This window comes from Gammaproteobacteria bacterium, from assembly GCA_013003425.1.
Taxonomy (GTDB): Bacteria; Pseudomonadota; Gammaproteobacteria; order Steroidobacterales; family JABDKV01; genus JABDJB01.
Map to the genome: position 1 here is coordinate 21,021 of JABDJB010000094.1, position 24,867 is coordinate 45,887.

The 24,867-nt window shown below is 60.6% G+C and carries 27 protein-coding genes; 20 read left to right on the top strand and 7 right to left on the bottom strand.

Annotation, left to right across the window (positions count from 1 at the left end):
* The first annotated feature begins 4 nt into the window (after window positions 1–4).
* On the top strand, window positions 5–604 hold the full coding sequence (locus HKN06_12985; protein NNF62225.1) for a hypothetical protein: 600 nt from the start codon (window positions 5–7) through the stop codon (window positions 602–604).
* Here HKN06_12985 and HKN06_12990 read toward each other — a convergent pair.
* Window positions 594–2,057, bottom strand: a complete 1,464-nt coding sequence (locus tag HKN06_12990) for a M48 family metalloprotease (GenBank protein ID NNF62226.1) — start codon at window positions 2,055–2,057, stop codon at window positions 594–596. The two genes, HKN06_12985 and HKN06_12990, sit on opposite strands and share 11 nt — an antisense overlap.
* A 209-nt stretch (window positions 2,058–2,266) precedes the next feature.
* Between HKN06_12990 and HKN06_12995 the strand changes: the two genes are divergently transcribed.
* The gene (locus HKN06_12995; protein NNF62227.1) at window positions 2,267–3,418 is read left to right on the top strand and encodes a hypothetical protein; all 1,152 of its coding nucleotides are present in this window, start codon (window positions 2,267–2,269) and stop codon (window positions 3,416–3,418) included.
* A 27-nt stretch (window positions 3,419–3,445) separates the two neighbouring features.
* Here the strand turns inward: HKN06_12995 and rpmE are convergent, their stop codons facing one another.
* The 5 genes from rpmE to HKN06_13020 form a co-directional block, all read right to left on the bottom strand.
* Window positions 3,446–3,658 carry a 50S ribosomal protein L31 gene (gene rpmE / locus HKN06_13000; protein NNF62228.1) on the bottom strand — a complete coding sequence of 71 codons (213 nt, stop codon included), beginning with the start codon at window positions 3,656–3,658 and terminating at the stop codon, window positions 3,446–3,448.
* 393 nt (window positions 3,659–4,051) lie between these two features.
* Entirely contained in the window at window positions 4,052–5,221 is a 1,170-nt protein-coding gene (hemW, locus tag HKN06_13005) for a radical SAM family heme chaperone HemW (GenBank protein ID NNF62229.1), read from the bottom strand.
* A complete protein-coding gene (gene rdgB / locus HKN06_13010) occupies window positions 5,211–5,795 on the bottom strand; it encodes an RdgB/HAM1 family non-canonical purine NTP pyrophosphatase (GenBank protein ID NNF62230.1) in 585 nt (194 codons plus the stop codon). Before rdgB ends, hemW begins: the two co-directional genes overlap by 11 nt.
* A 2-nt stretch (window positions 5,796–5,797) precedes the next feature.
* A complete protein-coding gene (rph, locus tag HKN06_13015) occupies window positions 5,798–6,529 on the bottom strand; it encodes a ribonuclease PH (GenBank protein ID NNF62231.1) in 732 nt (243 codons plus the stop codon).
* A 17-nt stretch (window positions 6,530–6,546) separates the two neighbouring features.
* The gene (locus HKN06_13020) at window positions 6,547–7,302 is read right to left on the bottom strand and encodes a serine/threonine-protein phosphatase (GenBank protein NNF62232.1); all 756 of its coding nucleotides are present in this window, start codon (window positions 7,300–7,302) and stop codon (window positions 6,547–6,549) included.
* 89 nt (window positions 7,303–7,391) lie between these two features.
* Between HKN06_13020 and HKN06_13025 the strand changes: the two genes are divergently transcribed.
* The 9 genes from HKN06_13025 (at window position 7,392) to lysM (ending at window position 16,473) form a co-directional block, all read left to right on the top strand.
* The gene (locus tag HKN06_13025; protein NNF62233.1) at window positions 7,392–8,258 is read left to right on the top strand and encodes a YicC family protein; all 867 of its coding nucleotides are present in this window, start codon (window positions 7,392–7,394) and stop codon (window positions 8,256–8,258) included.
* Entirely contained in the window at window positions 8,258–8,911 is a 654-nt protein-coding gene (gene gmk / locus HKN06_13030) for a guanylate kinase (GenBank protein NNF62234.1), read from the top strand. The genes HKN06_13025 and gmk overlap by 1 nt, the downstream gene beginning before the upstream one ends.
* Window positions 8,912–8,977: 66 nt before the next feature.
* Window positions 8,978–9,304 carry a DNA-directed RNA polymerase subunit omega gene (locus HKN06_13035; GenBank protein ID NNF62235.1) on the top strand — a complete coding sequence of 109 codons (327 nt, stop codon included), beginning with the start codon at window positions 8,978–8,980 and terminating at the stop codon, window positions 9,302–9,304.
* A 42-nt stretch (window positions 9,305–9,346) separates the two neighbouring features.
* The gene (locus HKN06_13040) at window positions 9,347–11,500 is read left to right on the top strand and encodes a bifunctional (p)ppGpp synthetase/guanosine-3',5'-bis(diphosphate) 3'-pyrophosphohydrolase (protein NNF62236.1); all 2,154 of its coding nucleotides are present in this window, start codon (window positions 9,347–9,349) and stop codon (window positions 11,498–11,500) included.
* Window positions 11,501–11,514: 14 nt separating this feature from the next.
* Window positions 11,515–11,898: a RidA family protein gene (locus tag HKN06_13045; GenBank protein NNF62237.1), complete on the top strand. Its 384-nt coding sequence runs from the start codon at window positions 11,515–11,517 to the stop codon at window positions 11,896–11,898.
* A gap of 43 nt (window positions 11,899–11,941) precedes the next feature.
* Complete coding sequence (gene recG / locus HKN06_13050; GenBank protein ID NNF62238.1) at window positions 11,942–14,008, top strand: ATP-dependent DNA helicase RecG; 2,067 nt, start codon at window positions 11,942–11,944, stop codon at window positions 14,006–14,008.
* Window positions 14,009–14,355: 347 nt separating this feature from the next.
* Window positions 14,356–14,928, top strand: coding sequence for a chorismate lyase (locus HKN06_13055; GenBank protein ID NNF62239.1), 573 nt, complete (start codon window positions 14,356–14,358; stop codon window positions 14,926–14,928).
* Window positions 14,929–14,938: 10 nt separating this feature from the next.
* Window positions 14,939–15,799, top strand: coding sequence for a 4-hydroxybenzoate octaprenyltransferase (ubiA, locus tag HKN06_13060; protein ID NNF62240.1), 861 nt, complete (start codon window positions 14,939–14,941; stop codon window positions 15,797–15,799).
* A gap of 152 nt (window positions 15,800–15,951) precedes the next feature.
* Window positions 15,952–16,473, top strand: a complete 522-nt coding sequence (gene lysM / locus HKN06_13065) for a peptidoglycan-binding protein LysM (GenBank protein ID NNF62241.1) — start codon at window positions 15,952–15,954, stop codon at window positions 16,471–16,473.
* Window positions 16,474–16,552: 79 nt separating this feature from the next.
* Here the strand turns inward: lysM and HKN06_13070 are convergent, their stop codons facing one another.
* A complete protein-coding gene (locus HKN06_13070) occupies window positions 16,553–17,251 on the bottom strand; it encodes a ComF family protein (protein NNF62242.1) in 699 nt (232 codons plus the stop codon).
* A 74-nt stretch (window positions 17,252–17,325) separates the two neighbouring features.
* Between HKN06_13070 and bioC the strand changes: the two genes are divergently transcribed.
* The 9 genes from bioC to HKN06_13115 all read left to right on the top strand — a co-directional run bounded on the left by bioC (window position 17,326) and on the right by HKN06_13115 (window position 24,780).
* A complete protein-coding gene (gene bioC / locus HKN06_13075; protein NNF62243.1) occupies window positions 17,326–18,177 on the top strand; it encodes a malonyl-ACP O-methyltransferase BioC in 852 nt (283 codons plus the stop codon).
* 184 nt (window positions 18,178–18,361) lie between these two features.
* Window positions 18,362–18,853, top strand: coding sequence for a DUF2244 domain-containing protein (locus tag HKN06_13080; protein NNF62244.1), 492 nt, complete (start codon window positions 18,362–18,364; stop codon window positions 18,851–18,853).
* 14 nt (window positions 18,854–18,867) lie between these two features.
* Complete coding sequence (gene coxB, locus HKN06_13085) at window positions 18,868–20,112, top strand: cytochrome c oxidase subunit II (GenBank protein NNF62245.1); 1,245 nt, start codon at window positions 18,868–18,870, stop codon at window positions 20,110–20,112.
* A gap of 19 nt (window positions 20,113–20,131) precedes the next feature.
* The gene (gene ctaD, locus HKN06_13090) at window positions 20,132–21,709 is read left to right on the top strand and encodes a cytochrome c oxidase subunit I (protein NNF62246.1); all 1,578 of its coding nucleotides are present in this window, start codon (window positions 20,132–20,134) and stop codon (window positions 21,707–21,709) included.
* A gap of 131 nt (window positions 21,710–21,840) precedes the next feature.
* Window positions 21,841–22,380, top strand: a complete 540-nt coding sequence (locus HKN06_13095) for a cytochrome c oxidase assembly protein (protein ID NNF62247.1) — start codon at window positions 21,841–21,843, stop codon at window positions 22,378–22,380.
* A gap of 2 nt (window positions 22,381–22,382) precedes the next feature.
* Window positions 22,383–23,264: a cytochrome c oxidase subunit 3 gene (locus HKN06_13100; GenBank protein ID NNF62248.1), complete on the top strand. Its 882-nt coding sequence runs from the start codon at window positions 22,383–22,385 to the stop codon at window positions 23,262–23,264.
* Window positions 23,265–23,483, top strand: coding sequence for a twin transmembrane helix small protein (locus HKN06_13105; protein ID NNF62249.1), 219 nt, complete (start codon window positions 23,265–23,267; stop codon window positions 23,481–23,483). It abuts the gene before it with no gap.
* A gap of 54 nt (window positions 23,484–23,537) precedes the next feature.
* A complete protein-coding gene (locus tag HKN06_13110; protein NNF62250.1) occupies window positions 23,538–24,203 on the top strand; it encodes an SURF1 family protein in 666 nt (221 codons plus the stop codon).
* Window positions 24,196–24,780, top strand: a complete 585-nt coding sequence (locus HKN06_13115; protein NNF62251.1) for a hypothetical protein — start codon at window positions 24,196–24,198, stop codon at window positions 24,778–24,780. Before HKN06_13110 ends, HKN06_13115 begins: the two co-directional genes overlap by 8 nt.
* Window positions 24,781–24,867: the final 87 nt, after the last annotated feature.

The following is a 24,867-nucleotide window of genomic DNA, read 5'->3' on the forward strand; positions in this document are numbered from 1 at the left end:
CAGCATGCCGCGACGTACACCGGGTCGGTCGGACAACCTGCGCAGGCTGGTCGCCCTCGAGGCTGCGCGTCTGATGTCTGAACAGGGCATCGATGATTTCTACCTTGCCAAGCGCAAGGCTGCCGATCGCCTGGGGGTGAGTGACAAGGGCAGCCTGCCACGCAACTCCGAAATAGAAGCAGCAATGGTAGAGAACCAGCGGCTGTTCGATGCGGAAAAGCACGCCGGCCGCCTGCGCGACTACCGCAGTGCTGCCCGCGATGCCCTGCATTTTTTTGCTGACTTCAATCCGCACGCGGCCGGTGCAGTTCTCAGTGGCGCCGTAGCGCCGGGTGCGGATCTGGAGATACATCTTTTCGCCGATACCGTCGAGGCAGTGATCCTGCGGCTGGTCGAGAACAACATTCCCTATCGGCTGGTTGAGCGGCGAGTGCGTACCGCCGGCAACGGGCATGTGCGCTACCCGGCATGCCGCTTTGTTGCCAGCGACATCCCGGTGTTGGCCATGGTATTTCCCACCGACGGCGTACGCGAGGCGCCGCTGAGTCCGGTTGACGGTCGGCCGATGCGTCGCGCCCGCCTGGCCGATCTAGCTAGCGAATGATCTTTATCCGGGCACCGGGCTCCGGTTCGCCGTCGGGATAGACACCGTTGAGTAACCGCAGCAGCGCCAGTGGCTGGCTGCCCGCCGCGGCGTTGCTGTAATCGGCCAGGCTGCTGCCCGCCGGCAGCTGGATAACCTGTATCGCCAGCGGCTGGGCCTGCTCAAGCTCGGCGCCGCTGAGCGGGCGCATGCTTTCGATGATGGCGTCAAATGATCGGTCGTAGCGCCGTTGCCGGTCCGAGTCACGGGTGACGCCATGAAAGGTGTAAGCATTGTCGCCGTGGAAAATCACCGCCGCGCGCCCGGTACGCAACCCGAACGGTGAGCGCATCTCCCTGGCGGTCGCGATGAATGCCGGCAGGCCGTTGATCTCAAGCTGGCGCGCACTTTGCCACTTCGACATTCCGGTAACTTTTTGCAGAAACTTTTCCACCGGGATCTTGCGACGCTTTCGGTGCGTGCGGTCAGTGAGCTGGATTTGCATCATTGCGTCATCGTTTGCCGCCCAGGCTACCAGCCGGTCGGGCAGGTTATCGATGCGCCAGCCGTCTGGCACCGAAATGGCAAAATTCAGATCAACGTGCAGGAAGTCACTGCCGCGCACGACACCCTGCGATTTGCTGCCAGACCACGCCAGACCATCGATACGCTGCAGGAACTCGGCCTGACCGTCGCTGCGCAGATCTCCGCTGTCAGCCGCCTCGCCGGCCAGTTCACGCAGCCGCCGGTCGGCGTCGGGGTGCGAAGCAAGCATCGCGTGGTACGGATTACCGCGAGCTTCATTATTATCATCGTCGGCAGCATCGTACTGTCTGCGGGCCTTCAGTATTTCCAGAACTTCCAGCATCGCGGCGGGGTTGTAGCCTGCGTCGCGCGCCATCCTGGCGCCCTGCTCGTCAGCCTCCAGTTCCATCTCGCGGCCGTAACCGCGCACCAGGCCGGCCCCGAACAGCTGGCTGAGATTGAAGCCGCTTTCCGGCCGGCTGATCGATTGACTGACTTTACCCACGACACGCGCAGCGGTGTGCTGGCGTGCCGCGTGACGCCCTGTCACGTGGCCTATTTCATGACCCAGTACGGCGGCCAGCTGTGCCTCTGAACCGAGGTGCGCCAGCAGCGCCCGGGTGATGTAGATGTAGCCACCGGGCAGGGCAAAGGCATTGACGCTCTCGTCGTCCAGTATGGTGAAATGCCATGTATAGGCATCACCGCCGGCGTGCGCGGCAACCTCGCTACCGATGCGCTGCACATACTCTGCCAGGCCATTAACGTCGTACTGGCCGTACGTGGCGATAATCTGTTTATGATACTTGCGACCGAGAGCCGCATCGCCATATTCCTCGCCCGCTGACGCTGCTTCTGCCTTGTCGCGTGATTCAGCCCAGCCTGGCGCAGCGACGCAGAGGGTCAATGCGATCAGGCAGGAAAAAATGCGGTGAGAGGAATTTGTCATGTGGGTAGTTTTTCTGGCAACTTTCGCGGCAGATTATCGCATGAAGGTTAAGCGACATCGCATCGCTTGAATAACATCACGGCAGGAATAAACTGACCGCACCACATGACGATTTTTTACGACAAAGTTTTCCATAACCTGTACCCGGGTGACCACACGGTCCGGGCGGCGCGCTGCAATCTGCCGCGGCAATCCTGCTGAGCCGCCTGTTGTCCTTCCTGCGTGTTGTTTTAGTCAATCTGCTCGTACTCGAGTTCCTTGCCGTTGCAGGTGTTTACGCGCTGGGCATAGTCAAGCCGCAGCGCCGGCTGGACCTGTTTCTCGACCAGCAACTGGAAAATGTCGACCAGCAACGGCTCGAGGATTACCTGGCGGGAAGTTTTCACCAGCAGCTCGGCTGGAGTATCCGTCCGGGCACCAGCAGTACGGGTGTCAACAAGGCGGGTAACGAATGGCAGGCGAACTACGATGCCCGCGGCGCAAGAGTCTCGTGCACTGATTCTGCCGACATGTTGATCGCAAGCTACGGGGACTCTTATACCCATGGCGACGAGGTGGCGAACGATGCCACCTGGCAGTGCGTAATGGAGCAACAGCTGGGACAGCGGGTAATCAACTATGGCGTGCCCGGCTACGGCGTGGGTCAGGCCCTGTTACGCATGCAGCAGCACTGGGATGAGGGGCGGATAGCCCCGGTTACGCTTCTGGTCATCTACACCGATGACATGCGCCGCGTGCTGAATAATTACCGGCCCTTCGTCAATCCCAACACGGCGGGCAAGCTGGCTTTCAAACCCGGTTATCGCGCCATTAATGGCCAGGTGGTTTTTCGCCCTAATCCGCTGACGCCCGCTACAGGCACCCCGGACCTGGTGCGGCAGCTGGCACTACGCATTGCCCCGGATGAATTCTGGACGCGGCAATACGTGCGCGTGTTGCCGCGCTTTCCGTATTCCCTGAGCCTGGCGCGCGCCGGGCAGCAGATGTTTGCCAGCGAGGGCGGGCTGGTCGGTTATGCACTGAATGTCTGGGACACTCGCGAGGCACGCGATGTTGCCATGCACCTGTTGGAAAAATTTGCCGCAGATGCGGCGGTGCACGGAACCGAAGCGGCAGTCATGTTCATCCCGCACGTGAACAGTTGGTCTCGTGGCCGGCAACCGGCCGACTATGCGGACTTCGTGGACAAGGTGCTGCGTCCGGCGGGGCTTGATCTGACCATCGTGGATTTCGCTGATGCCCGGTTCGATGAAGCAAAATTCAGCATCGTTCCTTTCAAGGGGCATCCGTCGCCGCAGGGCAACCAGCAGCTGGCGCAATTCATCCTGGCAGGACTGGCGCTGCCGCGCGGCAATCAGTGAGTCGTCAGGAATGCAGCAAGGCGCCGGTCAGGCGCTGGATGACATGCCGTACTTGCGACGGAACTTGTCGACGCGTCCGCCCGAATCCACGATCTTTTGTTTGCCGGTAAAGAACGGGTGGCATTTCGAGCAAACTTCGACGTGCAGATCCTCGCAAAGCGTCGAGCGAGTCTTGAAACTGTTGCCGCAGGAGCATTCCACGGTGATCTGTTCGTACTTGGGATGTATGTCGGCTTTCATGGTTCGAAATGCGTCAGACTGTGTCGAAAGGGCGCGCAGGATAGCCCGGAATGTGCCCCTCAGGCAACCGCCACCGGCAGGCCTCAATTTAATACTTGGCTTTAAGTCAGGACCGTTAATACGATGTATTTCTGCGGTTTTTCCCGGCAGGCCCATCTGTGGATAACTCTGTGGACGGGGCGTTGGCGGCGCAGCCATTTGCGGCGCATTTTGCGAATTATTGTCACATGGGCGAAACCGGATGCGTTGCACTAAGCGCATTTAAATCAGGCGGTTAAGCTTCGTCTCGGGGTAAACGACGGGGCTTTTCTGCGTTATGACAGACGATTTTGCGGGCGTGTGCATAAATTGGCCGGGGCGGTGGTTGTCCACACCCCCTGTTGGTGCACTGCACTAGCCGGTTTTGAGGGCCGGGTCGCGCCCGGCCGGTGGCAGGAACAGCGCCTGGGCATCGTCGAGAAAGCGGCGGCCCAGGGCCGTTGGCCGGCACCATTCAGTGTCGACCTGCAGCAGCTGAGCCGGCTGGCCCTGCATGCGGGAGGCGATCCAGTCCCGGGGCAGCCCGGTGCGCTGCGCAAACAGATGCAGCGGAAACCCGTGACTGAGCCGCAGCGCGTTGAGCAGAAATTCGAATCCGCGCTCCGGCGCACTAACCCGGATTTCGGTCCACTCGCAGCGATCCGTGGCAAGGAGGTAGTGGGCGGGCGAACGCGGTTTGTTGCGGCGCAGGACATCTTTGCCGGTAGTCAGCTTGCCGTGAGCACCCGCGCCAATGCCGAGATAGTCACCGAACAGCCAGTAATTGAGGTTATGCCGGCAGCGCTGGCCGGGCCGTGCCAGCGCCGAGACTTCGTAGTGGCGATAGCCGCGCGCGGCAAACGCTGTGACGCACGAGCGCTGCATGTTCCAGAGGGCTTCGCTGTCGGGCAGCGCCGGCGGATTGCGATGAAATACGGTTCCCGGTTCCAGCGTCAGCTGGTAGTGCGAAACATGACCTGGGTCCAGCTTGCAGGCAATACGGACATCTGCCTCGGCCTGCTGCACGGTCTGGCCGGGGAGGCCATACATCAGGTCAATATTGATGCGGTCAAAACCGACCGCATGAGCAGTTTCGAGCGCAGCATGCGCGGCGGCGCCATCGTGGATGCGGCCGATGGCCTGCAGGCACTGGTCATCAAAGCTCTGCGCGCCAACTGAAAGGCGGTTGACGCCAGCCGCCCGATAGCCGGCAAAGCGCCCGGCGTCGAGCGTGCCGGGATTGGCTTCAAGCGTGACCTCGGCGCCCGGCTGCAGTCGTTCGGCCAGCCGTTCCAGCAGGCGGCCGATATGTTCCGGTGCGATCAGGCTTGGCGTGCCGCCACCGATGAATACCGAGACGATTTCACGACCGGCACTGCGTTCCAGCTCTTCATCAAGGTCACGCAGCAGCCCGTCGACATAGTCCTGTTCATGCAGTTCACCGCGCAAGGGGTGCGAATTGAAGTCGCAATACGGGCACTTGCGCACGCACCACGGGAAATGCACGTATAGCGACAGCGGCGGGGAGGTGAGTTCAGCCGGCATGAAGCGCTTTTGCCAGCTGGTCAAGTGCCCGCGCGCGATGGCTGACACGGTTTTTTTCGGCCGCGCTCATCTGCGCAGCGGTATGGTCGGCCCCGACCGGAACAAACAGCGGGTCATAGCCAAAACCGCCATCACCGGTGGGTTGCTCGGTGATGCTGCCCTCCCAGGTGCCGGCGCAAATCAGCGGCGCCGGGTCGGCGGCGTGACGCAGGTAAACCGCCACGGTGCGATAACGCGCGCCGCGCCGGTTTACGCCATCGAGTTGCTGTAGCAGCTTTTCGTTGTTGCTCTGGTCACTGGCACCGGCACCGCTGAAGCGGGCGGAGTAGATGCCCGGTGCGCCGGCCAGCGCATCGACTTCCAGCCCGGAGTCTTCGCCGATTGCCGGCAGACCGGTGTGGTGGGCAGCGTTGCGCGCCTTGAGGATGGCGTTCTCAACAAAAGTCAGTCCCGTCTCATCGGCCTCCGGCACATCGAGGTCAGCCTGGGCAACCAGCTCGAAAGAGTCACCGAGTAATGCGGCGATCTCACGCAGTTTGCCGCGGTTGTTGCTGGCGACGACGATACGTTTCATCGCTACCGAGCAAGCGCTTCGCGCTGTAGCTGCATCAGCTGATCAATGCCGGTTGCCGCCAGGTCCAGCATTGCGTCGAGCTCGTCGCGGCGAAATGCGTGCCCCTCCGCTGTGCCCTGTACCTCGATAAATGCGGCGGCATCGTTCATCACCACATTGAGGTCGGTTTCAGCATCGGAGTCTTCCGGGTAGTCGAGGTCCAGCACGGGCATGCCCCGGTATATGCCCACCGATACCGCAGCGACCTGGCCATGAAGCGGGTTTTTTACCAGGTTACCCGCACTCATCAGCTTGCCAATGGCCCCGGCGAGTGCGACATAGGCGCCGGTAATCGCAGCCGTGCGCGTGCCGCCGTCAGCCTGGATGACATCGCAGTCCAGCGTGATGGTGCGTTCGCCGAGTGCCTCGAGGTCAATTGCCGCGCGCAGCGAACGGCCAATAAGGCGCTGGATTTCCTGCGTGCGCCCGGACTGTTTGCCACGTGCCGCTTCACGACTCATGCGCGTATTGGTCGAACGCGGCAGCATGCCGTACTCGCCGGTGACCCAGCCCTTGCCGCTGTTGCGCAGGAAAGGTGGTACGCGGTTTTCCACGCTGGCGGTGCAGATGACGCGGGTGTTGCCGAAACAGCACAGGGCGGAGCCCTCGGCATGAGACAGGTAGTCGGGAGTTAGGACTACGTCGCGCAGAGCGTCGTTGGCGCGCCCGCTGGGACGGGAGATGGTGGTTTTCATGGGGGGTCCGGTGTTGCTCAGTCGTTGCCGCGGTAAACGATCACCGCGGCCGTCGTATTATCGCTGCCGGGGGTGTTGTTAGCTACCGCCTGTTCGACCAGTTCCTGCAGTTTTTCCTGGGCATCGAAGTCACCACCGGTGGCAGCGAATGCCGCCGCGATCTCGCGGTCCTTCAGCCCGCCCCAGAAGCCGTCAGAACACAGCAGGAGTATGTCACCAGGTTCGAGCTGGCATGGTTCCGATACGGTGACCGGTGGCTTCGGTCTGTCGCCGCCGAGACATTGTTCGACAAAGCTGCGCATCGGGTGAGTGGCAATCTCTGACTCGTCGATAAGCCCTTCCTGCAGTAACAGCTCCACATGGGTGTGGTCGCGGGTGCGCTCGTGCACCTTGCCGTCGCGCAAATGATAGGCACGCGTGTCGCCAAGATGAGCCCAGTAGGCAAGGTTGTCCTGGATCAGGCAAAGCGCACAGGTTGCTCGCGGTTTTGCATCGAGGTGCTCGTCCCGCCCCAGTCCAACCAGTGCCTCGTGCGCGTCGCCGACAGTGCGGGAAAGGAACCGTTCCGGAAAGGGCAGCGGCTGCTTGCTCTTGCGAAACTTGTCCGACATCGTGGCAATCGCAGTCATCGCGGCTTCTGCGCCGGCCGAATGGCCACCCATGCCGTCGAGCACCATGCCTAAGGTGCTGTGATCGCCAATCAGTATTTCTACGCGGTCCTGGTTCTCTTCGCGGTTACCGATATGGCTGTATTTTGCGATCTCGATCTGCAATCGGGCTTCCGACCGGTTAGTTGTTGCTTTGTTACCTGCGGCAAACACGTTACATTGTGTTGTGGCAGCAGTAAACGACAGATAAGCCGATGATTCGCAGCATGACAGCCTTCGCGCGCCGCTCCCGACGCACCGACTGGGGTGAGATCGTGTGGGAGATTCGCACGGTCAATCACAGATATCTGGAGATGGGCTTTCGCCTGCCGGAAGATCTGCGCTCGATCGAGCCGGGCTGTCGCAAGGCGATTGCCGCCAGCCTGCGGCGCGGCAAGGTGGACTGCTCATTAAAAGTTTACTTTTCGGATACTGCGGCAACGGACCTGCAGCTCAACGAGCCGCTGCTGGACAGCGTGATTGCGCGCACAAATGACGTCGCGAGGAAATTGAAGGACAGCCCGCCGATCAGCCCGCTCAGCCTGATGCGCTGGCCCGGTGTCGTAACCGAGCCGGAACGTGACCTGGGGCCGGTGGAGGAGGCGGCGCTGGCGTTACTGCGTGAGGCGCTGGATTCGCTGAGCCAGTCGCGGGCAGACGAGGGCGGACGCATCCGCACGATGCTGCTGGAACGTTGTGACGGTATTGCCGGGCAGGTGACACAGGTGCGCGCCCGACTGCCGGAGGTGCGGGCACGGATGCGGGACAAGCTGACCACCCGGCTCGGTGAGCTGGCGGTCGAATACGATCGCGATCGTCTCGAGCAGGAGCTGGTCATGCTGGCGCAAAAAATGGACGTTGACGAAGAGCTGGATCGTCTCGAGAGTCATATCGTCGAGACGCGCAATGTGCTCGAACGCGATGATGCCGTGGGTCGCCGGCTTGATTTCCTGATGCAGGAATTCAACCGCGAGGCAAATACGCTCGGGTCCAAGTCGAATGATGCTGAAACAACGCGGGCGGCTGTAGATATAAAGGTGTTGGTCGAGCAGATGCGCGAACAGGTGCAGAATATCGAGTGATGCTGGGTTGGCTGAGAAAACTGTTCGGTGGCAACAGCGGCCGGGACGGCAGGCTGTGGATTATTTCGGCGCCCTCCGGTGCCGGCAAGACGTCGCTCGTGCGCGAGCTGTGTCGGCGCCAGCCGGATCTGGAGATGTCGGTGTCTTACACCACGCGGCAGCGGCGGCCGAATGAAAAAGACGGTCACGATTATCATTTTGTCGATCGGCAGGCGTTTGACAGGATGGTCGCGGATGGTGCGTTCCTCGAGCACGCCGAGGTATTCGGCAACTTCTATGCAACCGGTCGGGCCGATGTGCAGGCGATTCTCGGGCAGGGGCGCAACGTGATCCTGGAGATCGACTGGCAGGGCGCGCGCCAGGCACGTGCCGCCATGCCCGGGGCCGGGTCGATATTTATCCTGCCGCCGTCGTTTGCCGAGCTGGAGCGTCGCCTGCGCGGGCGCGGCTCGGACAGCGAGGAGGTGATCCAGCGACGGCTGGCCGAGGCCCGCGACGACATGTCTCACTGGCATGAGTTTTCGTATGTCGTTATCAATGACGACTTTTCTGCGGCGGCCGATGCCCTGGAGGCGATCCTGGCCCGCCGCGGCGAGGCCTGCCGCACCACGGATCCGGGCCTGCGGGAAAAGGTGACCGGGCTTCTGGCCTGAGGGCCCGATTTTGATAGACTGAGCGCTCGCCCGCGCAAAGCGGATCACGGTTGGACAGGTAACACAATGGCACGCATTACAGTTGAGGATTGCCTCAAGCGCATCCCGAATCTCTTCGATCTGGTGCTGACTGCGGCGAAGCGCTCGCGGCGGCTGGCAAACGGCGCCGAAGCCATGGTCGAGTGGGAGAACGACAAGCCCACGGTAGTCTCCCTGCGCGAGATCGCCGAGGGTCATGTCAACAGCGACATCCTCGAGGAAAGCGACCAACAACAGCTGCTCGAATCGGTGTTCGAGGACGAACCGAAAGAAAAAGCAGAAGGCAGCGAGGAGCAACCGCAGGCACCGGCCGAGACCCAGATCATCCCGCCCACAGCGACGCCGCTCGACTAGCCCGGCAGTGATCGCGCCCGGGCGACACAAGCAGCCACGAGCATGTCGACCGCGGCATCGATCCTGAGTCGCCTGCCGCGCGGTAAGCAATTTGCCGATATAAAGGAATTGCTTGCGCGGCTGCAGGAGTACCTGCCCGAAGAGCAAATCAACACCGTTTACGACGCTTACAGCTTCGGCGCCGAGGCGCACGAAGGACAAAAGCGCCTGTCCGGTGAACCGTATATCACCCATCCTGTTGCTGTCGCCGGCATCCTCGCCGAGCTGCGCATGGACTACCAGAGCCTGTGCGCTGCGTTGTTACACGACGTAATCGAAGATACCGGCACTGACAAGCAGGTAATTGCCGAGCGTTTCGGCGATGACGTGGCCGAGATTGTTGACGCCGTCAGCAAGCTGGACCAGCTAAGGTTCAAGAGCAAGGCCGAGGCGCAGGCTGAAAGTTTTCGCAAGATGCTGCTGGCAGTTGCCAAAGACATTCGCGTGATCCTGGTAAAACTGGCAGACCGGCTGCACAACATGCGCACCCTGGACGTTCTGCCGCAGGAGAAGCGCGGACGTATTGCGCGAGAAACGCTGGAAATCTACGCGCCGATAGCAAATCGCCTGGGCATTCATTCCATCCGCGTGGAGCTGGAGGACCTGTCGTTCCGCAACCTTTATCCCAATCGCTACGAGGTGCTGGAGCGGCATATCAAGAAAAACGCCGGCAGCCGGCGGGTGCTGAAACGGATCATCGATACCGTCGACGCAGCCCTGGATGACGCCGGTATCAGCGGCCGGGTCAGTGGCCGGGAAAAGCACGTCTACAGCATCTACCAGAAAATGCAGCGCAAGGGCCGGTCACTGGCAGAGATAGGGGACGTCTATGGCTTTCGCATCATCGTCGACGACGTGGATACCTGCTACCGGTCGCTCGGTGTGGTGCACCGGTTGTACAAACCGATGCCGGGTCGATTCAAGGATTATATTGCGATACCACGCATGAACGGCTACCAGTCGTTGCACACGACGCTGTTCGGACCGAAGGGCGTACCGATAGAAGTGCAGATCCGCACCGAGGACATGGACAAGCTGGCCGAAAGCGGTATTGCTGCCCACTGGTTTTACAAGACCGGCGAGAAACCCAGTTCCAGTGCCCATGCACGGGCGCGCGAATGGCTCGACCGCATGGTGGAGATGCAGGAAAGTGGCAGCTCCGAGGAATTTCTCGAGAGCGTGCGTATCGACCTTTTCCCCGAAAAGGTCTACGTGTTTACGCCCAATGGAGATATTCGCCGGCTGCCCCGTGGAGCAACCGTGATTGACTTCGCCTACGCCGTCCACACGGATGTTGGCAATCGCTGCGTCGGCGCAAAGATCGACCGCCGGCCGGTACCGCTGCACACCACACTGCGCAACGGGCAAACGGTGGAAATCATCAAGTCGCGTACGGCCCGGCCAAATCCGGCCTGGGTCAACTTTGTCGTCACCGCGAAGGCGCGTTCGGCGATCCGTTCTTATCTGAAGAGCCTGCGTCACAGCGAGGCGGTGCGCCTCGGCAAGCGCCTGCTGAGCAAATCGCTGGCGGACTTGTCATTGACCATTCGCAAGGTGAGTCGTAACAAGCTGAAGGCAACGCTGGACGAGCTGAAACTTGAGAGCACTGATGCCCTGTATGCCGAAATTGGCCTTGGTCGCCAGCTGGCGCCGCTGATCGCGCGCCGGCTGATGCCAGACAGCATCGCCGATGAATCACAGGACAGCAAAGCGGCGCCGGTAGCGATTGCCGGCGCCGAAGGCATGCTGGTGACCTATGCGCGTTGCTGTTATCCGGTGCCGCCGGACAACATCATGGGTTACCTGAGCGCCGGGCGGGGTCTGGTGGTGCATCGCGAGACCTGCGGCAACCTGGTCGATTATCGCAAGCAGCCTGACAAATGGATTGCTGTGGAATGGGAGCCGGATCTCGATCGCGAATTCCCGGTCGAGATTCGTGTCGATGTAATAAATCGCATGGGCGTGCTCGCCGCTGTGTCGGCCAACATCGCCGGCAACCGGTCAAATATCGAAAACGTCCAGGTGGTCGAGCGCGACGGCGACAATTCCACGCTGACGTTCATGCTTCAGGTTACCGACGGCGAGCATCTCGGGCAGGTGCTGGCCGGTATCAAGGGCATGCCAGAGGTGCTGCGAGTGCAGCGCATCTGCGCGTAACAAAAGGGGGAGCCATGCCGCGATTACCAATCCAGACAGATGCTGCACCAGCAGCCATTGGAACCTATTCCCAGGCCGCGCGACACGGCGGCACCGTGTACCTTTCCGGGCAGATTCCGTTGTCACCGGAAAGCGGCGAGCTGGTCGGCGGTGATATTGCCGCCCAGATCACCCAGGTATTTGGCAACCTGGCGGCGGTGGCGCAGGCAGCCGGTGGCAGCCTGGCGGATGTGGTCAAGCTGAATGTTTACCTGACCGACCTGGGTAATTTCCCCGTTGTGAGCGAAGTAATGCCGGATTTTTTTGCCGAGCCCTACCCGGCCCGTGCCGTGGTCGGTGTAGCAGCATTGCCAAAAGGCGCCACCGTCGAAGTCGACGCGGTGCTCGAACTCGACTGAAACCGGCTGGCCGGTGAGCGCCCCGCAGCAAACCCGCCGCAGCATGCTGCGCCCGACAACGGAGCTGTCGGGCGTTGGTCCTGCACTGGCGCAACACCTGGAGCGCATCGGTGTCACGCAGGTGGCCGACCTGCTTTTCCATTTGCCGGTGCGTTACGAAGATCGCACCCAGGTTCGTCCTATCGGTGGCCTGCAGGCCGGCGACAAGGCGGTGTTCGAGGGCGAAATACAGACCGCTGCCGTAGTTTATCGTGGCCGCCGCATGCTCATTGCTTCGCTTGCCGACGGCACCGGGCAGATCACGTTGCGCTTCTTTCATTTTTCACGCTTCCAGCAAAAAGCGCTCGAACGTGGTGCAAGGCTGCGCTGTTTTGGCGAAGTGCGTCGCGGCCGCGGCGGGCTCGAAATTGCGCATCCCGAGTATCGGGTTTTGCGCGAGGGAGACACCGACAGCGCCGAAGATCACCTGACACCGGTTTACCCGACGACCGAGGGGCTGCAGCAGGGGCGCTTGCGCATGCTGACAGGTCGCGCGCTCGAGGAACTGGTCGCGGCCGAATCACCCGAGTTGTTGCCCGACGCGCTGACCGCCGGCATGGACTTTCCGTCTTTGCGCGATGCGTTGTTGTTCGTGCACCGGCCACCCCCGGGTACCGATACAGGGCAACTCATGTCGTGTCGTCATCCGGCGCAGCAGCGGCTGGCTTTCGAGGAGCTTCTGGCGCATCACCTCAGTCTGCGCCGGCTGCGGGAAAATGTGCGCGTCGAACAGTCATTGTCGCTGCCGGCAGACGGCCCCCTGCAGCGCCGTTTTATAGCTGCGCTTCCGTTTACCCTGACGGGTGCGCAGCAGCGTGCGCTGGGCGAGATCGGCGACGACCTTGCTTGCGACAATCCCATGATGCGGCTGCTGCAGGGTGACGTCGGTTCCGGCAAAACCGTTGTTGCAGCCGGGGCCGCCCTTTGTGCTGCCGATGCCGGGCACCAGGTGGCAATCATGGCACCGACCGAGCTGCTGGCCGAGCAGCACCTGGCAACTTTCCGCGACTGGTTCGAACCGCTGGGTATCGACGTGGTGTGGCTGAGTGGCCGATTGAAAGTGGCGCAGCGGCGCGCGGCGCTGACATCGATTGCCGCCGGTGCTCCGGTCGTCATCGGTACTCATGCCCTGTTCCAGGAAGGCGTCGAGTTTGGCAGCCTGGCGCTGGTGGTTATCGATGAGCAGCATCGCTTCGGCGTGCACCAGCGCCTGGCCCTGCGCGAGAAGGGCGCACAGGGCAGCCACGTTCCGCATCAGCTGGTGATGACGGCGACACCAATACCGCGCACCCTGGCGATGACTGCCTATGCCGACCTGGATACTTCGGTAATTGACGAGAAACCCCCGGGCCGCAAACCGGTCGAGACCGTCGCTTTACCGGACAACCGCCGTGCCGATGTGGTGCAGCGGGTGGCAACCGCCCTGCGCGACAAGCGCCAGGTGTACTGGGTGTGCCCGCTGATCGAGGAATCAGATCAACTCGAAGCCGAGGCCGCCGAGAACACCGCCAGCGCCCTGGCGGAGGCGTTACCTGACTATCACGTTGCGCTCGTGCATGGGCGCGTAAAACCGGAACAACGTGACCGTGTGATGCAGGCGTTCAAGGACGGCAAGGTCGACCTGCTGGTTGCCACCACCGTGATCGAGGTCGGCGTGGATGTGCCGAATGCCAGCCTGATGATTATCGAAAACGCCGAGCGCATGGGTCTGGCACAGCTGCACCAGTTACGCGGCCGCGTGGGGCGTGGATCCGATGCCAGCAGCTGTGTGCTGCTGTACAAGCCGCCGCTTTCCAGGATGGCAAAAGAGCGTCTGGGTGTATTGCGCCGCACGGATGACGGATTCGAGGTGGCCAGCAAGGACCTCGAATTGCGCGGCGCCGGTGAGTTGCTTGGTACGCGACAGACCGGCCTGATCCAGATGAAAGTTGCCGACCTGGTACGTGACGCTCACCTGATCGGGCAGGTGCAGCGCAGCGCCTCGCAATTGCTGGCCGAACAGCCGGATGTCGTTGCGCGGCTGATCCGACGGTGGATCGGTGAAGCCGGCGCGCGTTACGGCAAGGTTTAACTATCGCGTGGGACCGGCATCCCGGTGGGACCGACATCCCGGTGGGAGCGGCATCCCGGTGGGAGCGGCATCTTGCCGCGATTACTTGCGACGATATCTCATGGGACCGACATCCCGGTGGGACCGACATCCCGGTGGGACCGACATCCCGGTGGGAGCGGCATCTTGCCGCGATTACTTGCGATGATCCATCGTTGTGGCCAGGCGCGCGGCTTCGGGTGGGTGGCAGGCTAAAGGTGTCGAACCGGCCGGTCCGGTTCGACGATTTTTGGTTTTTGCAGGGGTCGAAACCGGCGAAACTTCGGGTAAAACCGGGCCGTTCCCGTGCGCCAGGCTTAGCAGCTACAATGAGCGATCAAGCAGTGGGTCCGTCAGTGACATTGAGCAGACAACAACACGAACAAGGCGACGCAGTCGAATGGTTTGCCATTGCCGACGCCGCCAACCTGTCGATCGATGCGCGCGTGCACGAACTGCTGGGCATCACCGGCTCGCTGACCCGGCGCCTGCGCGAGCTGTGTGGCGAGGCCTTCCGGCTGCAACTTCTGGGTGAGCGCCAGCGGCAGCAGTCACGCGCACTGGTCCGTGAAGTAATAATGTTTTGCGGTGAGCGGCCCTGGGTTTTTGCCCAGACGGTAATTCCACAGACGACACTGCAGGCTAATCCGTGGCTGAGCGAACTCGGCAACCGGCCGCTGGGCGATACGTTGTTTCATCGTGACAACGTAAAACGCGGCGGTCTTTACCTGGCCGAACTGAAGCCGGGTGATCGCCTGTATGAACGAGCCGTCCGCGATACCGGGCTCGGCCAACGTCCGGCATCGTTGCTGGCACGGCAATCGCTGATTCATCTGGACGTCAGCGAACTTTCGATCAACGAAGTTTTTTTTCCGGCCGCCGGTCGCATAGCGGCTGCCTGAATCGCGCACCGTGCCGGAGCGTCTGCGCCAGTATGCCCTGCTGATCCGCCTCGATCGCCCTATCGGTACGTATCTGGTGATGTGGCCAATGCTGTGGGCGCTGTGGATTGCCGCCGCCGGCAAGCCTGATCCTTACCTGCTGGTCGTATTTGTCGCTGGTTCTTTTCTGATGCGTTCCGCCGGCTGCGCCATCAACGATTTTGCCGATCGTAATTTCGATCCTCATGTACAGCGCACCCGTGAGCGGCCGCTGGCAGCGGGACGCCTCGCGCCAGCCGAGGCGCTGGCGGTATTTGCGATTCTCGCTCTGATCGCTTTCGGCCTGGTTCTTACAACTAATGCGTTGACCATCAGGCTCGCAATCGCCGGAGTGCTGCTCGCTGCAACCTATCCGTTTCTGAAGCGGTGGACCAACCTGCCGCAGTACTACCTGGGAATTGCTTTCGCCTGGGGTACGCCGATGGCCTTTGCGGCACAGACCGGTGAGGTGCCGCCAATCGCCTGGTTGTTGTTCGGCTGCGTGGTGTTGTGGACCGCCGCATTCGACACCATCTACGCAATGGTCGATCGTGCCGACGACATCAGGATCGGCGTCAAGTCCACCGCCGTGCTTTTTGGCAGTGCCGACCGGGTCATCATCGCCATCATGCAGCTGCTGATGCTTGTCGGACTGTGGCTGGTCGGACGGTGGGCCGGCCTTGACGGCTGGTATTTTGCCGGGCTGGTCGCCGCGACACTGTCACTGCTTTATCAGCAGTTCCTGATCGCAGGGCGTGACGGCGGGCGCTGTTTTCGTGCCTTTCTGAACAACAACATGACCGGCGCGCTGGTCTTTGCCGGCATCGCGCTGGATTACCTCTACCAGACATAGAGCAGTTAACAATCATTGAGCGGGCCCGGCAGGGTTCGGTTTTGCTCCAATACCTCTTATACTTGCCGCCCACTCGGTCGCCTGGCACCCAGCCGGAGCAACCGCTACAAAGACCAAGGGGGTCCGGCAGGCCCTCGCAGAAGGGGTAAACCATGGATTTATTTGGATTTGTCAAAGATGTCGGCCGTCGCGTCTTCAATAAAGATGAGGACGCTGCCGAAAAAATTCAGGAGCTGATCGAGGCCAACAACCCGGGTGTGAAAAACCTCGGTGTCGAATTCGACGGCGGTATTGTTTCGCTGCGTGGCCACTGCGAAAGCGGTGATGCGCACCAGAAAGTGGTACTGATGGCAGGCAACGTGCAGGGTGTCGTGGATGTCGATGCCAGCAACCTGACCTACGACAAGACGCGTCCGGCCGAAGAGTCGGTGGCCAAGGCTGCGGAGCGTGCAAAGGAAGGCGCGGCAGCAGTGCTGGGCGGCAACAAGGAACAAGTCGGGGAACCGAAAGTAGAGTTCTATGTCATCCAGTCCGGCGATACGCTGTCGAAGCTGGCCAAGAAGTACTACGGCGATGCCATGCAGTACCCGAAAATCTTCGAGGCCAATCGCGAAATAATCGAAGATCCCGACAAGATTTATGTCGGGCAAAAAATTCGCATTCCTCTGGACTGATTTCGCGGATTGATTAGCGGCCTGCCCGGGAAGCCGCTACTGCAGTCGTTCACACGTGACGGGGCCGCAAGGCCCCGTTTTATTTTGCGACGCGTGCGATGGTCCAGACGTCGACACGCGCGGCGCCGGCGCGTAGCAGAACCCGCGTTAGCTCGGCCAACGTCGCGCCAGTAGTAAAAATATCGTCGACCAGCGCGACATGCCGGCCCCTGACCGGTTGGCGGACGGCAAACGCATGACGCAGGTTGCGCCGGCGTTGCGCAGCCTTGAGGCCTCTTTGTGGTGGCGTTGCAATGCGCCGGCTGCAGGCGGCGACGACGGGCACGTCTAACTGGCGTTGCAGCGGACGAGCGATTTCGTCGGCCTGGTTGAAGCGGCGCAGCAGCTGGCGACGCCAGTGCAGCGGTGTAGGAACAATCAGCTCCGGCAGAGCGTCGTCGAAACTGGCAACCCATTGCGCTAACAACTCCCCGAGCACGCGGCCATGCGCCAGGCGACGCTGGAATTTCAGCTGTCGCAGCAGGCTGTCGACCGGAAATTCATAGCGCAAAGGCGCATGCGCCCGATGCCACAACGGCGGGCGTACAGCGCATTCACCACACAGCCCGCCGGTGGCCAGCGGCAGTGCGCAGCGCAGGCAGCAGGGAAGATTCCAGGGGAGCTCAACTGCGCAATGCCGGCACAGGTCACGATTGTTGCCGCGACCGCCGCATACCACGCAGCGCGGCGGCATGAGCCATTCGCCGAGCCGGGTGGTGAACTGCGTGGTATCGGGCATGGGCCTGATGATTGCTGCACCGGAGATGGCGGTCGAGTTGGATTTCTGGCGTAAAAGCCTTCAATAATGTTGCCGTGAACGAATACAGACTGGAGAAATCGCGCGTTTTGCAGGGTTTTGAGCGCGCGGCGCCGGATTATGAGGCGAACGCCGTCGTTGTACGAGAGATACGCGCGCGGCTGCTTGAACGGCTCGACTACCTGGCAATCGATCCGAAGGTCGTGCTGGACCTGGGCGCAGCCAGCGGTTTTTCCGCTCTGAAGTTGAGCAAGCGCTACCCACGGGCCGGTATCCTTTGCCTGGATATCGCGCCGGCGATGATCGCTGCGGTGCCCGCTGCGGATCGAATTCGTGGCATGTGTGCCGATGCCGCCGCAATGCCGTTGCCCGATGCCAGCGTCGATCTGATTTTCAGCAACCTGATGCTGCCATGGTGCGATGATCTCGATGCTGTGCTGGTCGAGTGCTGCCGCGTGTTGCGTCCGCATGGTGCCTTCAGTTTCGCGACCTTCGGTCCGGACACGCTGAAGGAGTTGCGCCAGGCATGGCGCACGGTGGATGACTACGAGCACGTGCACCCCTTTTTCGACATGCACGATATCGGTGACGCCCTGATGCGGGCGGGATTTGCCGAGCCGGTCATGGACGTGGAGGAGGTGCGGGCAACTTACACGGATGTTGCCGGCCTGCTGCGCGACCTGCGCGGAATGGGCTCGCTCAACGCCCTGCCGGGGCGGCGTCGTGGCCTGTCTGGCCGGTCAGCGTTGCGCCGGCTCGGCGCAGCATACGAGACGCATCGCGACGATAGCGTGCTGCCTGCGACTTTCGAGGTGGTCTACGGCCAGGCCTGGGGCCCGCTCCCCGGCCGGCAGCAAACGCGCGATGGAGTGACCCGCATCCCGATAGACAGCATCCCGCACCGCTAATCGCGACAGCTGGGTCGATTTCGGATAGCGCCTAATGTAACAGCATGTTTTTGTGAGGAATTCCGGATAATTGATCCGTGCTTTCACCGGGCTGCGGCAGCCGCCGGCGCAGGCAGGTTTGTCGCTGTTGAAACGGTTCCAGTACCATTTTCCCGTGGCTTCCGCAGAGCAATCCCCCCACCGTATCCAGGTGACGCCGAACTGCAGCCTTAGCTGGCGCGCGGCAGTGATCTTCTACCTGTGGGTATGCACGGCGTCGCTGGGTATCGCGCTGGTATTTGTCTGGTTGGGCTACTGGCCGGTGCTGCCGTTTGCGGGCCTGGAAATGATGGTGCTGGGTGTGGCGTTGTGGCTCAGCCTGCATCGTGGCAGCTATCGCGAGGTGATCAGCATTTTCCCCGACCGGATCGAAGTTGCACGCGGGCGCACACGACAGCGGGAATGCACGGTATTTCCCCTGCATTGGGCGCGTGTTAACCTGCGCCCGACCCGACTTGCGTCTTATCCGAGCCGGCTGGTAATCAGCTCGCATGGGCGCAGCTGCGAAATAGGCAGGTGTCTGACAGAGTCCGAAAGAATAGGGCTGGGCCGCAGGCTCGATGAGCTCATCGGCACAACAGCACACACGCCTGATCGCTGGCAAGAAGTCGCTAAACCCGGCAATGCGCATCGATGACAGGAGTTTCCCTCATGCGTGAGCGAATCCGCCAGTATTCCCGAAGTGCCGTATTCGGCCTGTTGAGTTTTTTCCTGCTCCTGCCGGCGGCGCTGGCTGACTGGGAACTCAATCTCATGCCGGGGGTGACGCCAATCAGTCGCGATACCTATCAGCTGCACATGCTCATTTTCTGGGTGTGCGTCGCGATTGCGGTCGTGGTTTTCGGCGTGATGTTTTATTCCTTATATATGTTCCGCCGCTCGCGGGGGGCGCAGCCCGACACCACGATGGTCCATAGCACAAAGATGGAAATTATCTGGACCATCATCCCGATCGTCATCCTGGTGGCGATGGCAATTCCGGCAGCGGAATCGCTGATAAAGATCGAGGACACGCGCGCTCCTGATATCACTATCAAGGTCACCGGGTACCAGTGGAAGTGGCACTACGAATACCTGGGCAGGCCGGATGATCCTTTTGTGCAGAGCAACTTCGGTTTCTTCAGCAATATCGATGCCGTGAGCAATGCTGCGCGTCAGGTTGGTTCCGGTGTTGATGTTTACCAGATCGAAAACTATCTGCGCGATGTCGATCGCCGGGTCATCGTTCCGGTCAACAAGAAAGTACGCATACTGCTTACCTCCAATGACGTACTGCATGCGTGGTGGGTGCCGGAACTAGGCGGCAAACGCGACGCGATACCCGGCTTCGTTAACGAAATGTGGTTCCAGGCCGAGGAGACCGGCGTTTACCGCGGCCAGTGTGCCGAGTTGTGCGGTCGTGATCACGGTTTCATGCCAATCGTAGTTGAGGTGCAGCCTGAGGATGAATTTGCCGCATGGGTGGCAGCAAACGGCGGGGCCGCTGGTGGCGGCGTGGCCGATGTCCCGGGTGGTTCGCAGGCAGCTACTGCATCAGCAGGTGGTGCTGCAGGCGGTGCCGGCAGCAGCGCCGCGGTCGACATGGATATGAGCATGGATGAACTGATGAGCCGCGGCGAGTCTGCCTATCTCACCAATTGTTCGGCCTGCCACCAGCCCAACGGCCAGGGCCTGGAAGTGGGTGGCTTTCCGGCATTGGCCGGCAGTGCCATCGCGACCGGCCCGGTTGATGGCCATATAGGACAGTTGCTCAACGGCGTGCCGGGCACCGCGATGGCGTCATTCGCCTATCTCAGCGACGCCGACATTGCAGCAATCATCACATATGAACGAAATGCCTGGGGTAACGACACCGGCGATATAGTCCAGCCGGCAGACGTCAAGGCAGCACGGTAAATCTAAGGGGAGCGCTCATATGAGCACAGCCACAGACGCACATCACGACGAGCATCACGACGCACCGAGCGGTTGGCGGCGGTGGGTATTTGCCACCAATCACAAGGACATCGGCACCATGTACCTGGTGTTTGCGCTGACCTTGTTCTTTGTCGGCGGCGCCATGGCCATGGTAATTCGTGCCGAGCTGTTCCAGCCCGGGCTGCAGTTTGTCGATCCGGGCTTCTTCAACCAGATGACCACCATGCACGCGCTGATGATGATATTCGGCGCTGTCATGCCGGCCTTTGTCGGCCTGGCCAACTGGATGGTGCCGCTGATGGTCGGTGCGCCCGATATGGCGCTGCCGCGTATGAACAACTGGAGCTTCTGGATTTTGCCGGTCGCCTTTGGCCTGTTGTTGTCTACGCTTTTTGTCAGCGGTGGAGCCCCCGCCGCCGGCTGGACCATGTACCCGCCCCTGGTTTTGCAGACAGGCGATGCATTTCCGTTCCTGATCTTCTCGGTTCACCTGATGGGTATGTCGTCAATCATGGGCGCGATCAATATCGTCGTTACCATCATGAACATGCGTGCGCCGGGTATGGGCCTGCTGAAGATGCCGCTGTTTGTCTGGACCTGGCTGATCACCGCTTACCTGCTCATCCTGGCGATGCCGGTGCTTGCCGGCGCGGTGACTATGCTGCTTACCGATGAGTATTTTGGCACCAGCTTTTTCAATGCCGGTGGCGGTGGTGATCCGCTGATGTTCCAGCATGTGTTCTGGTTCTTTGGTCATCCCGAGGTCTACATCATGATCCTGCCGGCGTTTGGCATCGTGTCGCAGATCATCCCGACCTTTGCGCGTAAACCGCTATTCGGCTACGACTCGATGGTGTACGCCACTGCCAGTATCGCGTTCCTGTCCTTCATCGTCTGGGCGCACCACATGTTCACCGTTGGCATGCCGCTGGCCGGCCAGCTGTTCTTCATGTTTGCCACCATGCTCATTGCGGTGCCGACCGGGGTGAAGGTATTTAACTGGATGACAACGATGTGGCGTGGCTCGATGACGTTCGAGACGCCCATGCTTTTTGCTATCGGGTTTGTGTTCCTTTTCACCATTGGCGGGTTTTCCGGTTTGATGCTCGGTATCACTCCGGCTGACTTCCAGTATCACGATACGTATTTCGTGGTGGCGCACTTTCACTACGTACTGGTGCCGGGCGCGGTGTTCGCGATCATGGCGGGCGTCTACTACTGGCTGCCCAAGTGGACCGGCCACATGTACAACGAGAAGCTGGGCAAGCTGCATTTCTGGCTGTCGGCAATTTTTGTCAACGTTACGTTTTTCCCGCAGCACTTCCTCGGGCTGGCCGGCATGCCGCGCCGTATACCCGACTACGCAACCCAGTTTGCCGACTTCAACATGGTGTCGAGCATTGGTGCATTTGTTTTTGGTGCCAGCCAGCTGCTGTTCGTCTACATCATATGGAGCTGCGTGCGTGGCGGTGAAAAAGCCTCGCAGCAGGTCTGGGAAGGTGCCGAGGGTCTGGAGTGGACCGTTCCGTCACCAGCTCCGCACCACACCTTTGAGGTTGCCCCCGAGGTCAAGTAATAAGGCGTGGACAGACACGATGACAATAGCCGCAGGTCGCGGGTGATTTCCTGGGCGATTGGCTTAGGGGTTTTCGCGGTGGCCGTCTATGCGACATTTATCTACCTGGTCAGTATCCGGGGTGGTGGCTGATGGAGGGTAATGCCTGGTTTGCCGGCAAACTGGCGGTCATGGTGGTGGCCATGTTCGGTTTTGGCTACCTGCTGGTGCCGATGTACGATGTGTTCTGCGAGCTCACCGGCCTCAATGGCAAGACCGCCAGCGCGGCAGCGATTGCAACGGAGGCGGTTAGCGACAGACAGGTTACCGTCGAGTTCATTGCCTCGACCAATCAGCACGCACCGTGGGAATTCCGTCCGGCGGTATCAAAAATGACGGTACAGCCCGGCAAATTTTACGACACCACGTTTTTCGCACGTAACCGCACCGACCGGCCGCTGATCGGCCATGCCGTGCCGAGCGTAGCGCCGGGGCAGGCGGCAAGACACTTCCAGAAAACCGAGTGCTTCTGTTTCACCGAACAGGATTTTGACGCACACGAAGGCCGTGACATGCCGCTGCGTTTTATTCTCGATCCGGATCTGCCGGCACATATTGAAACCGTTACCCTTTCATATACTTTCTTTGCACAGCAACGGGTCGCCGATAGCGATGCCGACATGGGGAACTGAGCATGGACCATACTTCTGACCGCTATTACATACCGCACGGCAGCCCCTGGCCCATCGTGGGTTCGATTGCGCTGCTACTGCTGATGTTCGGCGTGGCGTCGACGCTCAACGGCGCCGCCATAGGCCGGTTTTCGATGATGGCCGGTGCCGCGGTGCTGCTGTTCATGCTGTTCGGCTGGTTCGGCGTCGTGATCAAGGAAAGCGTTGACGGGTATTACAACCAGCAGGTCGACCGCTCGTTCCGCATGGGCATGGCGTGGTTTATTGCCTCCGAAGTAATGTTTTTCGCGGCATTTTTCGGTGCGCTGTTTTATGCGCGGCAGATATCGCTGCCGTGGCTTGCCGGTGAAAGTAACAACTTCTTTACCAACTTTCTGCTTTGGCCCGGTTTCGAAAACGCGTGGCCCTCCAATGGCCCTGCCGAGATCGGCGGCGAGTACAAGCCGATGGGGCCCTGGGGTTTGCCTGCTATCAACACGGCCATCCTGTTGACCAGTGGTGTGACTATTACTATCGCGCATCATGCGCTGAGAGCAGGTAACCGTGGCGTATTGAATATTTTTCTCGGTTTGACCTGGCTGCTGGGCTTTTTGTTTGTGGGGCTGCAGGCGTTCGAGTATATGCATGCATACCACGACATTACCGATGGAGGTCTGAGCCTGCGGCTCGACAGCGGCATCTATGGCTCAACATTTTTTATGCTTACGGGCTTCCACGGCCTGCATGTAACCCTTGGCGCAACCATGCTGATCGTTATCTGGTTTCGCTGTCTGAAGGGACACTTCACGCCTGACAAGCACTTCGGTTTTGAGGGCGTTGCCTGGTACTGGCACTTTGTCGACGTGGTCTGGCTGGGCTTGTTCATTTTTGTCTACTGGCTATAGATGGTTGCTGCCAAGTTATTCGTTCTTGTTGTATTCGTCGGAATTCTGCTGAGTCTCGGCTCGGCCATGTTTTACCTGGTGCGTGACAAGGGCGATTCAGACCGCACGCTGAAGGCGCTGACCTGGCGTATCGGTCTGTCAGTAGCACTGTTTGCCTCGCTGTTCATTGCTTACTGGCTCGGGTTGATACAGCCACACGGCGTCACGCCGACCGGCTGATTGGGCCACTCCAGCGAAAACCCGCGCCGGCCGCCCTGGCTGCCCGTGGTCGCTATGCTGCTGGTATTGCCACTATTGCTATATCTGGGCTTCTGGCAGCTGGATCGTGCCGGGCAGAAACAGGTGATGTTCGACCGCTTCGGTGCAGCCGAAGATGCATTGGACTTCAACGATGTCGCTGATCAGTCACCGGAATCGCTGCGCTACCGCAAGGTGCGACTACGCGGGCGTTATCTGCCGGAACGGCAGTTTCTGCTGGAAGGCATGTTTCACGAAAGTCGTCCGGGGCTGCACGTGCTCACGCCGCTGCAGCTGGCCGACGGCGCCGGGATAGTGCTGGTCAATCGCGGCTGGATACCGGAAACACTCACACGGGAAACACGTCCCGACCTGTCCGTCGCAGGCAGCTGGGGTGATATACAGGGTCGGGTAGTGCCGTATCCACAGCCCGGCATGCGCCTTGGCGGCGAACCTGAGGAAGGCTGGCCGCAGCGAGTCGTTTATCCTACGCCGGCAGAAATTGCCGCAGCGCTGCAGACTGAAATTTTGCCGCACCTGATCTGGCTCGACTCCGCAGCTGCCGACGGATTTGTTCGCGCATGGAAGCCGGCGGAGTTCGGACCGGCACGGCATATCGGATACGCCGTACAATGGTTTGCGCTGGCTTTCACGCTGATCCTTCTTTACATCATTTTTAAATTCCGCCGACACGATGACTGAGACAGCCGAACACCGTGGGCGTGGCACCCTGATTGCCATGGGGTTGCTGTTTATCGGCCCGCTTGCCCTGGCCTGGACGCTGTACCTGACCGGCGTGTGGCAGCCCGGCGCAGGCGCTAACCACGGCCAGCTGATTGAGCCGATTATCACTCTGCCGCGAGACGCACAGCCGCTGGCAGGCGGCGGTGTCAGCGAGGGCGGTTTTCTGTACGGTCGCTGGACGCTGGTGCATTACCTGAACGGTGACTGCGACGAAAGCTGTGTTGCGGCAATCTACAAGACGCGGCAGGTCCGCATTGCGATGGGGCGAGAAACCGAGCGTATCGACCGCGTGCTGGTTTTACATGATGCGGCAGTGCCCGAGCTGGGTGCTGGCAGCGAAGAACTGTTGACAATATCGCCGGCCGGCACAGCGGGTATGCAGATCGTCGACGCGTTGACCAAAAATGGTGGCAGCGAACGGATCTTCCTGGTTGATCCATTGGGTAACCTGATATTGAGTTATCCGCGCGATGGTGCGCCTGCTGATATACGCGACGACCTTAAGAAACTGCTGCGCTTGTCACGAATTGGTTAAACAAAAAAGCAGCGGTCTGATTCTGTAAAAAAGTTTTATTTTTCCAGACTGCAAAATTCATCACAGAAGTTTTCCCGTACTTTTCCT